Raw genomic sequence first — 10,238 nt, forward strand, 5'->3', positions numbered from 1 at the left:
GGAAGAGCAGCCGATGTCGATGCCACAGGCCCGATCCCTGCGCGCAAGCCGGATCGAATGGTGGGGGACCGTCTTCAGCTCGGTCGCAATCGGCTTCTACGTCGAGCGCACCTTGCTGGGCGCTGTCAGGCGGGCAGTCGCACCGATGGCGCCCTGGCTTTGGGTCGCTCTGGTCGTCGCTATCGTCGCCACGATCCTGACCCTCGTCCTCTGGGTGCAGTACCGTGTGTCCCTGCGCCGCGCCCGGGATCTGGGTGTCGGCCTGCTGCCATGGTGGCCGTATGTCGGGGCAGTCGTCGTGCTGAAGGCCTCCCTTGTCTATGGCCAAGTTCCCTACGTCGATCCCCTCTGGTTCTGGGGTTTGTATCTGGCGGCCTTCGCCTGGCTTGCCTCCGTACTGGGCCTGAAGGAGGGCTCCCGGGCCAGCAACGCCTGGGGACCGCCGCCCAAGCCATTCTACACCTCCCGCATGCCGAAGGGGCCGCGCAACTACCGCCCTCCCAACAGCTGACCCCTAGCTGTACCTGAGCTCCTGCAAGTCGATCTCGCGGATCAGCTTCTTGGCCGTGACCTCGTCGATCTCGCGGCTGCGGGCGAGGCGGCGCAGCTCGTCGCGCTCGGCGTTCAGGCCGACGAGGCGGAGCTGGCGCTCGACCGCGTCGCCGAGGCGGGCGGCCTCGACGTCGTCCTCATCGGTGCGGGTCCGGCTCTCGATACGGTGGCGATAGATCTCCATCAGACGACTGGCGACGTCGCTGTAAAGGTCGGGATTGGACTTGCCCTCGGCGAGGTCGTGGGACGCGTCCTCGATAGCCATCAGGGCGGCCTGGGCGGCGGTGACGCGCCCGTGGTCCTCCTCGCGCTGGTGTGAGGGTTCGGGCGGCAGCTCGACGCCCTTGAGAAGTTTGGGCAGGGCCACGGTCGCCACGACCAGGGAGACGATGATCACCGAGGCGGCGAGGAAGATCGCCAGCGTCCGGGACGGCATGGGCGTGCCGTCGTCCAGGGCGAAGGGCACGGTCAGGATACCGGCCAGCGTAATGGCGCCGCGCACCCCCGCCAGAGACATCACGGTGGTCAGGCGCAGACCGACCTTGGGCGGCGGTCCCCGACGGCGACGGCGGAACAGGGTCAGGCGCAGGGAGGTCCACACCCAGATGAAGCGAAGGGCGGCCAGGGCGGCGAAGGTGGCCGCGACATAGACCGCCAGCCACCAGACTTCGGGACGGCTGGTCCCCGCGACGATCTCCGCCGAGCGGGAGAGGATCGACGGCATCTGCTCGCCGAGAATGACGAAGATCATGCCGTTGGCGACGAACTGGACCGTGTCCCAGACGACGGCGCGGCGAATCCGGGTCATGGCCAGCGACTGGCCCCGGCTTCCGCCTCGCTCGGTGAAGCTCATGGTGATGCCCGCCGCGACGGCGGCGAGAATGCCCGAGGCGCGAAGCTCTTCCGCCACCAGATAGGCGGCGAAGGGGATCAACAGGCTGATCAGGATCTGGGCGCCGACATCCTCGCCCCAACGACGGCTGATCCAGCCCTTCACCGTGCTGATCGCCAGGGTGACGACCACGCCCGCCGCGACGCCCGCCACCGCCAGCCAAAGGAAGCTGCCGATCGCCTGCGTCAGGACGAAGGTTCCGGTCGAGGCCGCGACGATGGCCAGCCGCATGGCGGTCAGGCCGGTGGCGTCGTTCAGCAGGGACTCGCCCTCGAGGATGTGCATCAGCCGCTTGGGGATCGGGGCGCGGGCGGCGATGGCCTGCACCGCGATCGGATCGGTCGGCGACAGGATGGCGGCCAGGGCGAAGGCCACCGCCAGCGGCATCTCGGGGATCATCCACCACAGCAGGAAGCCGAGGCCGATGACGGTGAAGATCACCAGCCCCAGGGCCAGCTCAAGGATGATGGCCCGGTCGCGGACCAGAGACTCCTTGGGGATGCGCCAGCCGTCGAGGAACAGCAGCGGCGGCAGGAAGAGCAGGAAGAAGATGTCCGGCTCGAGATCCACCGTCTGGCCGGTGACCAGCACAATCCCGGCCCCCAGCGCGATCTGGACCAACGGCAGGGCGATGCGGGTGATGCGGGCGATCGAACCCGACACCACGACCGCCAGCAGCAGCAGAAGGGTGGTCTCGATCAGATGCATTCAACCGCCTTCCGCGCCGTCGAAAAAAAATGAGTCCGGTGAGTCCGGTAAAGGCAGGCAAGTCCCTGAAATCCCACAGACCGACACCTGCACCTTCCGGTCTTCCCCGCGACGGAATCACCGACGCCGCAGTATGGCACGGCCCTGCGTCAAAACTGGACGCGCGGTCAGCTGAACTGACGCTCGTAGCGCCCCAGCGCCGCCGGGTGCAGGCGGACGGTGACGTGGGTGCGGCCCTCGTCGTCTGTCTCGCGGCCCGTGACCCGGCCGTTGGCATAGAGCCAGGCCAAAGCCTCGCCCTGATGCGGTTCGAGGGTGAAGTCGCTTTCCGGATCGTCGTCGATCAGGCCGGCGATGGTCTCGCGCAGGGGATCGATCCCCTCCCCGGTCCAGGCCGACACCGCCACGGCCTTGCCCTGCGTCCGCAGGCGCTCGGCATGGCCGAGGATGCTCTCGCGGGCGTCCGCGTCCAGCAGGTCGATCTTGTTCCAGACCTCCAGCACGCGACGGGTCTTGCCCTCCACGGCGGGGATCTGCTCCAGCACCGCCTCGACGTCCTTCGCCTGGGCGTCGGAGTCCGGGCTGGCGATATCGCGGACGTGCAGGATCAGATCGGCCTCCCCCACCTCTTCCAGCGTGGCGCGGAAGCTTTCGACCAGTTCGTGCGGCAGGTCGGAGATGAAGCCGACGGTGTCAGCGACAATGGCCGGACGGCCCTGTGGCAGGCGGATGGTGCGCTGGGTCGTGTCCAGCGTCGCGAACAGCAGGTCCTTGGCGAAGACCTCGGACCCCGTCAGCCGGTTGAACAGGGTCGACTTGCCGGCGTTGGTGTAGCCGACCAGGGCCACCGTCGGGAAAGGCACCTTCTGGCGGGCCTTGCGGTGCAGGCCGCGAGTGCGGCGCACCTCCTCCAGCTCGGCCTTCAGGCGGACGATGCGGTCAGCGATCAGGCGGCGGTCGATTTCGATCTGGGTTTCCCCCGGACCGCCGGTCGAGCCGGTGCCGCCGCGCTGGCGCTCCAGGTGGGTCCAGGTGCGGACCAGACGCGACCGCTCATAGTCGAGCCGCGCCAGTTCGACCTGCAGACGCCCTTCCTTGGTGCGGGCCCGACGGCCGAAGATTTCAAGGATCAGGCCGGTGCGGTCGATAACCTTGCACTCCCACGCCTTCTCCAGATTGCGCTGCTGGACCGGGGTCAGCTGGTCGTCGACGACGACGGCCTCCGCCTCGGCCGCGCGCACGAGGGCGGCCAGTTCCTCGACCTTGCCCGAGCCGAACAGAGTGGCGGGCGTGGTCTTGCGCACGCGCACGATCTCCTCGGCGCGCACGTCGAGGTCCAGCGCGGCGGCCAGACCCACGGCTTCCTGCAGACGCTCCTCCGCCAGCCGGGGGCTGTCGGAACGTCCGTCAGGATGGATGACGACCGCCCGGATGAGCGGCACGGAATGGTCGATGAGCTTGGTGGTCAGAAGGGTGTCTCGAGTATCGGATGGTGAAGGGTGAAAAGTGCTAGTGAGCAAGCCGTGAGCGTACGGCGCGCGAATGCGGCCTGCCGCGCCAGCTACAAGCAATATAGGAAACAACGGAGCGCGCGCACCCGCTCACCCCTTGCTCACCAGCACTTTTCACTCTTCAAGCCGCCAACGCGCGGCGTCCGAGATCAGTCCTCGTCGGCGTCCGGCTCGTACAGCTGGACCGGGGCCGAGGGCATGATGGTCGAGATGGCGTGCTTGTAGACCAGTTGCGACTGGCCATCGCGGCGCAGCAGCACACAGAAGTTGTCGAACCAGGTCACAATGCCCTGCAGCTTGACCCCGTTGACCAGGAAGATGGTCAGCGGCGTCTTGGTCTTGCGGACCGAGTTGAGGAAGGTGTCCTGAAGGTTTTGACGCTTGTCTTGCGACATGGCGGGTAGTTCCCGTTCTTGATTGTTCTCCGGCCGGAGGAGCGGCGCGGGACCGGTCGACGCCGGCCCGGCCACCTTAACGGCCCGGGCGACGGTCGCAACCGGGAATCCCGGTCAGATCGCGTCTCGCGTCCCTCGCTCGATATAAAGCTGGCGCAGGCGCGTCGCGACCGGGCCCGGCTTGCCGTCGCCGATCTTCACCCCGTCGATGGAGACGGCGGGCATGACGAAGGCGCCGGCGGCGGTGAAGAAGGCTTCCTTCGCCCGCTTGGCCTCTTCCACCGTGAAGGCGCGCTCTTCCAGCTCGATGCCCTCTTCCTTGAGGATGTCGAGCAGGGTCGTGCGGGTGCAGCCGCGCAGGATATTGGCCTGGGTGTCGCGCGTGCGCAGCTTGCCGTTCTCGTCGATGATCCAGGCGTTGGTCGAGGAGCCCTCGGTCACCAGCCCCATGTCGTCGACCATCCAGGCCTCATAGGCGCCGCGGTCCCTGGCGTGCTGCTTGGCCAGGACGTTGGGCAGCAGGCCGACGGTCTTGATGTCGCACCGGCCCCAGCGGATGTCCGGCGTCGTGACCACCGCCACGCCGTTGGCCGCGGTGGCGTCGGTCTTCATCGGGCTGATCGACTTCGAGGTGATGACCACGCTGGGCGGGGTGCCCTCGGGCGGGAACGGGTGATCCCGGCGCGACGTGCCGCGCGTGACCTGCAGATAGACGATGCCGTTCCGCACCCGGTTGCGCCGGATGGTCTCCTTCAGCACGGCGGTCAGGGCCTCGCGCGACATGGGGATGTCGATGCGCAGCTCGTTCAGACTGCGGTGCAGGCGGGTCATGTGGCCGTCGAAGTCGGCCATCCGGCCATCGAAGATCGACCAGACCTCATAGACGCCGTCGGCGAACTGGAAGCCGCGGTCCTCGATATGGACGCTGGCCTGCCCGTGCGGGACGTACTGGCCGTTGACGTAGGCGACGCGGCTCATGCCTCGACGGGTCCTTCTTCCTCTTCCTCGCCGCCACGCGACGGCGAGACTCCCAGGGACTTCAGCTTGCGGTGCAGGGCCGAGCGCTCCATGCCGATGAAGGCGGCGGTGCGGGAAATGTTGCCGCCGAACCGCATGATCTGGGCGGCCAGATACTCGCGCTCGAACACCTCGCGGGCCTCGCGCAGCGGCAGGGCGATGATGCGTTCCGCGCCGAGCGCCGTGTTGGGGCCGGAACTGGTCGCCTCCTGCGGCAGGGCGTCGGCGCCGATGGGGTCGTTGACGTCGCCGGTGGCGAGGATCAGCAGCCGCTCGACGTTGTTGCGCAGCTGGCGGACGTTGCCCGGCCAGGGATGGACCTGCAGCACGGCGATGGCGTCGTCGCCCAGCCGGCGCTTCGGCAGCCCCTGCGAGCTCGACAGGCTCTCGATGAAATAGTCGACCAGCTCCTGGATGTCCTCGCGGCGCTCGGACAGAGCCGGCACGCGGATCGGCACGACGTTCAGGCGGTGGAAGAGATCCTCACGGAAACGGCCCTCGGCGATCTCCTGCTTGAGGTCGCGCGAGGTCGAGGTGATGACGCGCACGTCCACCTGGACGTCCTGTTCCCCGCCGACGCGACGGAAGCGCTGCTCGACCAGCACCCGCAGGACGCGGCTCTGGCTCTCGCGGGGCATGTCGCCGACATCGTCCAGATAGAGGGTGCCGCCATGGGCGCGCTCGAACACCCCGATCTTGCGGGGACGTCCGTCGCCGCCCTCCTCGCCGAACAGTTCGACGTCCAGCCGCTCGGGCGTCATGCCGGCGGCGGCGATGGCCACGAACTCGCCCCGCGCGCGGGCGCTGGCGTCGTGAATCTGACGGGCGACCAGCTCCTTGCCCGAGCCGGGCGGGCCGGAGATCAGGACGCGGCTGTTGGCCGGGGCCACCTTGGCGATGGTGCTGCGCAGGGTCTGGGCGGCGGCGGACTTGCCGATCAGGCCGGTGGGCACGGCGACCTGGGCGCGCAGCCGGCGGTTCTCGCGCATCAGGGCCGAGGCCTCGAGCGCCCGCTGGACCACCACCACCAGACGGTCCGACTTGAACGGCTTCTCGATGAAGTCATAGGCGCCGCGCTGGAGCGCGCTGACGGCGGTTTCGATATTGCCGTGGCCCGAGATCATGACGACCGGGAGATCCGGATCGAGCTCCTTGATGACGTCCAGCAGCTCCAGGCCGTCGAGACCGCCGCCCTGCATCCAGATGTCGAGCAGGGCCAGGGACGGGCGGCGGGCGCGGATCGCGGCCATGGCCTCGTCGGAGTTGGAGGCGACGCGGACCGAATGGCCCTCGTCCTCCAGCAGGCCGGAGACCAGCTCGCGGATGTCGGCCTCGTCGTCGACGACCAGAATGTCAGCTCCGGTGGAACGCATATCGCCTCACTTATTCCGCCGCCGGGATGACGCCGTCGGACGCTTTCGCATCCTTCAGCCCCGCGGCCTTCACTGGGGATTTCAGGGGGAAGATCAGGCACACGCGGGCGCCGGACAGGGTGTCGGCGTCGGCCAGCTTGAGCTCGCCGCCGTGCTCCTCGCAGATGCGCTTGACGATGGCCAGGCCGAGGCCCGTGCCCTTCTCGCGCGTGGTCACATAGGGTTCGGTCAGCCGGTCGCGGTCGCGGGCGGGAAGGCCCGCGCCGTCGTCCTCGATGACGAAGGTCGCCCATTTCTGCTGGTCCGCGCCGTCCTCGATCACCAACCGGGCCGAGATGCCGGGGCCGTCGCCGTCGCCGGGCCGGGGCTGGGCCTCGCGCCGCGCCGCCACCGCCTCGCCGGCGTTCTTGAGAATGTTGGTCAGGGCCTGGCCGACCATCTGGCGGTCCGCGTGGAAGGTCAGCTTGGGCAGGGGCTCGATCAGGTCGATGTCGATGTCCGGCGCGGCCACCCGCTGGGCGAACACCGCCTCGCGCAGCAGCTCCGCCGGGCTGACGGCGGTGAAGCGAGGGGCCGGCATACGGGCGAAGGACGAGAATTCATCGACCATCCGGCCGATGTCCCCGACCTGGCGGATGATGGTCTCGGTGCAGCGGTCGAAGACCTCGACGTCCTCCTCGACCATCTTGCGATAGCGACGGCGCAGGCGCTCGGCGGACAGCTGGATCGGGGTCAGGGGGTTCTTGATCTCGTGGGCGATCCGGCGGGCCACGTCGCGCCAGGCGGCGTTGCGCTGGGCGGTGACCAGACGGGTGATGTCGTCGAAGGTCAGGACCATCTCGCCCCCGACCCCGCCCTCGATGCGGACGCGAAGACGGCGGGTCTCGCCCTCGCTGGCGACGTCGATCTCTTCCTCGATGTGGGCCTCGGCCCGGCGCGCCAGGTCGCTGAGCTCCGGCGAGACCTCGCCCAGCAGCCGGCCGATGACGCCCTCGCCGGAGATGCCCAGCAGGTCGACGGCGCTGTCGTTGATGGCCGAGACGCGGCGCTGGCGGTCCACCCCGATGACGCCGGCCGAGACGCCGGACAGCACCTGCTCGATAAAGCGGGAGCGCCCCGTGGCTTCCTCGCTGGCCGCGCGCAGGGCGGACTGCTGCGCCTCGAGATCGCCGGTCATGCGGTTGAAGGCGGCCGACAGGGTCTTGATCTCGCCCGGACCGTCGTCGGCGTCCACGCGGGCCGACAGGTCTCCGCCGGCCACGGCGTCCGCCGCGACGACCAGCCGGCCGATCGGCGCCGAGATGGAGTTGGCCGCCGACATGCCCAGCCAGACGGCGCCGACCAGCACCAGCAGGGCGGTCTCGACATAGCTGAGCGCGAACACGGCCTGGATGCGGGCCCGGCTGTCCTCGGCCTCCTTGTAGGCGACGATGGACTCCCGGGCGGAAGCCACCTGCCCGATGAGCCCCGGCTGCAGGGGGCGCACGAGATAGAGATAGGCGTCGCCATAGGCCGGGAAGGCGTGCAGGCCGCGGATGGCGTCCGGCCCCTCGGTCAGTTGCTGGACCGACGGTTGCTCCTGCGTCTGCGCCTCCTCCAGCGCCTCGCGGGACGGCGCGACATAGGGCGGGGCGCCGGGCCCCTCGCCGCTGGCCAGCACATCGCCGTCCGCGTCGAGGATATAGACCGCCGGATAGCCGAACAGCTGGCCCACCTGGCTGAGGGCGTCGGAGAACTGGATGCGGTTGCCGAACAGCGGACGGATCCCCTCCAGCTGTTCGGCGATGACCGAGATGTCGGCGTCGATCTCGTTGGAGACATCGCTGGTATAGGCCAGGCCGATGGCGGCGCCGTTGTCGACGGCGGCCTGCACATTGTCGCTGAACCACTGATCCACCCCGCGGTTGACCAGCACCCCGAACACCAGGGCGATCAGGACCGCCGGGACCAGGGCGACCGAGGAGAAGAGGATCACGAAGCGCAGGTGAAGCCGCGCGCCCGCATCGCCCCGCCTGCGCCGGACGAGACCGAAGGCCCGCTTCCCGACCACGCCCGCCAGACCGAAGATCAGGAGCAGGTTGGCGATCAGGATGAGCAGCACGCTCTCGCCGACCGAGGCCCGGGCGCCTTCCCCGGCCAGTCCGGGCGCGACGGCGACCAGCCAGATCGCCGCGATATTGGTCACCAGGGCGACGGCGAAGGCGATCAGGAAGGCATTGCGACGGCGGGTCTCCGACCAGTCAGCGAACCAGCCCGCCGGGCCGCCCGGGGCGGCCGACGTCGGTGCGTTGTCAGCGGAGGGTGTGTCCGTCATGCCCCTCCAGCTTTGACCAGCTGTGGCGCGATATCAACAGCTGAGTTGCAGGAAAGCGTCACCGCAGACCACAGATCTGTGAGCGCCGCCTCAACCTCCTGCGGACTTTCCAGGCGACACAGCCGACTCTTGGCCGCCCGGCGGGCCAGCGGGTCGCCGGGCCAGGGCGCCTGCTCGACGTACCAGCCCAGATGTTTGCGGAACATCTTCAGCCCCAGCGGCAGGCCGTAGAAGCCGACCGAGGCGCGCAGATGTTCGATGACGATGGCCAGCCGTTCCTCGCGATCCGGCTCCTGCAGGACCGTCCCGTCGGCCAGGGCCCGCTCCAGATGCGCCGCCAGCCACGGGCGGCCATAGACGCCGCGCCCCAGCATGAGAGCGTCCGCGTTCGATTGCCGCAGCGCCTCGCGCGCGTCGTCGGCCGTCAGGATGTCGCCGTTGACGACCACCGGAATGGAGACGGCGGCCTTCACATCGGCCACGGCGGTCCAGTCGGCCTTGCCGGTGTAGAATTGCTGGCGGGTGCGGCCGTGAACGGTGACCGCCTTCACCCCGATCTCTTCCGCGCGCGCGGCGATCAGGGGGGCGTTGCGGCTGGCGTCGTCCCAGCCGAGGCGCATCTTGACGGTGACGGGGCGGCTGGTGGCGTTCACCGCCGCCTCGATCAGGCGACAGGCCAGGTCCGGGGTGCGCATCAGGGCCGAGCCGCAGGCGGCGCCGGTCACCTCCTTGGCCGGGCAGCCGAAATTCAGATCGACGATGTCCGCGCCCGCCCTTTCGGCCATGCGGGCGCCCTGCGCCATCGCCTCCGGATCGCGGCCGACCAGCTGGATCACGGTGAGCGGAAGACCCGCCCCGACCGCGGCCCGGCGCACCACGTCGGGACGGGCGCGGGCCAGCTCGGCGGCGGCGACCATCTCGGTGGCGACATAGGCCGCGCCCAGTCGGGAGGCGAGCAGGCGGAACGGGAGATCGGTGATCCCGGTCATGGGCGCGGTCAGCACCCGGCCGGGCACCCACACGTCGCCAATCTGAAGGCCTGCGCTCATCCGCCCCTTACCGCCGTTCGAACCGCTCTCGTCAAGCATCACGGCGGCGATTAGAAGGCCGGACATGACTTCAGCCCTCCCCGCCTTCGCCGCCGTCGTCGTCGCGGCCGGTTCCGGATCCCGCTCGGGCGGCGCCAAGCAATGGCGTCTGCTGGGCGGCAGGCCGGTGATCCGCTGGTCCGTCGAGGCCCTGCTGAAGGCGGGCGCGCAGGATTTGGTGGTCGTCGTTTCAGCCGGTTCGGAAAGCGAGGCGGCCGCTGCGCTGGACGGGCTGACCGGCTGGCGCGCGGTGACCGGCGGCGCGACGCGGGCCGACTCGGTGCAGGCCGGGCTGGCGGCGCTGGGCGGACCAGACGACCGGCCGGTGCTCGTCAAACCCTTCACCTGGTTCAAGTCGAACATGATCCACACCGTGCCCTGGCCCTAT

9 protein-coding genes are annotated in these 10,238 nt (G+C 69.3%); 2 read left to right on the top strand and 7 right to left on the bottom strand.

The window, feature by feature from the left end:
• Positions 1-13 precede the first annotated feature (13 nt).
• The gene (locus ACLQ7T_RS05830; RefSeq protein ID WP_420478566.1) at positions 14-511 is read left to right on the top strand and encodes a DUF805 domain-containing protein; all 498 of its coding nucleotides are present in this window, start codon (positions 14-16) and stop codon (positions 509-511) included.
• Positions 512-514: 3 nt separating this feature from the next.
• Here the strand turns inward: ACLQ7T_RS05830 and ACLQ7T_RS05835 are convergent, their stop codons facing one another.
• The 7 genes from ACLQ7T_RS05835 to dusB all read right to left on the bottom strand — a co-directional run bounded on the left by ACLQ7T_RS05835 (position 515) and on the right by dusB (position 9,811).
• Positions 515-2,152 (bottom strand): Na+/H+ antiporter, encoded by a 1,638-nt coding sequence (locus tag ACLQ7T_RS05835; protein ID WP_420478567.1) that lies wholly within the window; start codon positions 2,150-2,152, stop codon positions 515-517.
• Between the two features lie 167 nt (positions 2,153-2,319).
• Positions 2,320-3,621 (bottom strand): GTPase HflX, encoded by a 1,302-nt coding sequence (gene hflX, locus ACLQ7T_RS05840; RefSeq protein ID WP_420478577.1) that lies wholly within the window; start codon positions 3,619-3,621, stop codon positions 2,320-2,322.
• 191 nt (positions 3,622-3,812) lie between these two features.
• Positions 3,813-4,058 carry an RNA chaperone Hfq gene (gene hfq / locus ACLQ7T_RS05845; RefSeq protein WP_131249128.1) on the bottom strand — a complete coding sequence of 82 codons (246 nt, stop codon included), beginning with the start codon at positions 4,056-4,058 and terminating at the stop codon, positions 3,813-3,815.
• 114 nt (positions 4,059-4,172) lie between these two features.
• Positions 4,173-5,036: a D-amino-acid transaminase gene (locus tag ACLQ7T_RS05850; RefSeq protein WP_420478568.1), complete on the bottom strand. Its 864-nt coding sequence runs from the start codon at positions 5,034-5,036 to the stop codon at positions 4,173-4,175.
• Positions 5,033-6,448: a nitrogen assimilation response regulator NtrX gene (gene ntrX, locus ACLQ7T_RS05855; RefSeq protein ID WP_420469598.1), complete on the bottom strand. Its 1,416-nt coding sequence runs from the start codon at positions 6,446-6,448 to the stop codon at positions 5,033-5,035. The genes ACLQ7T_RS05850 and ntrX overlap by 4 nt, the downstream gene beginning before the upstream one ends.
• Before the next feature lie 10 nt (positions 6,449-6,458).
• Entirely contained in the window at positions 6,459-8,762 is a 2,304-nt protein-coding gene (locus ACLQ7T_RS05860; RefSeq protein ID WP_420478569.1) for a sensor histidine kinase, read from the bottom strand.
• Positions 8,759-9,811 carry a tRNA dihydrouridine synthase DusB gene (gene dusB / locus ACLQ7T_RS05865; RefSeq protein ID WP_420478578.1) on the bottom strand — a complete coding sequence of 351 codons (1,053 nt, stop codon included), beginning with the start codon at positions 9,809-9,811 and terminating at the stop codon, positions 8,759-8,761. Before dusB ends, ACLQ7T_RS05860 begins: the two co-directional genes overlap by 4 nt.
• A gap of 64 nt (positions 9,812-9,875) precedes the next feature.
• Here dusB and ACLQ7T_RS05870 point away from each other — a divergent pair.
• Positions 9,876-10,238 (top strand): 2-C-methyl-D-erythritol 4-phosphate cytidylyltransferase (locus tag ACLQ7T_RS05870; RefSeq protein ID WP_420478570.1); only part of this gene is annotated, 363 nt, incomplete at its 3' end.

Source organism: Brevundimonas sediminis (genome assembly GCF_048799765.1).
In the GTDB taxonomy this organism is placed as follows: Bacteria; Pseudomonadota; Alphaproteobacteria; order Caulobacterales; family Caulobacteraceae; genus Brevundimonas.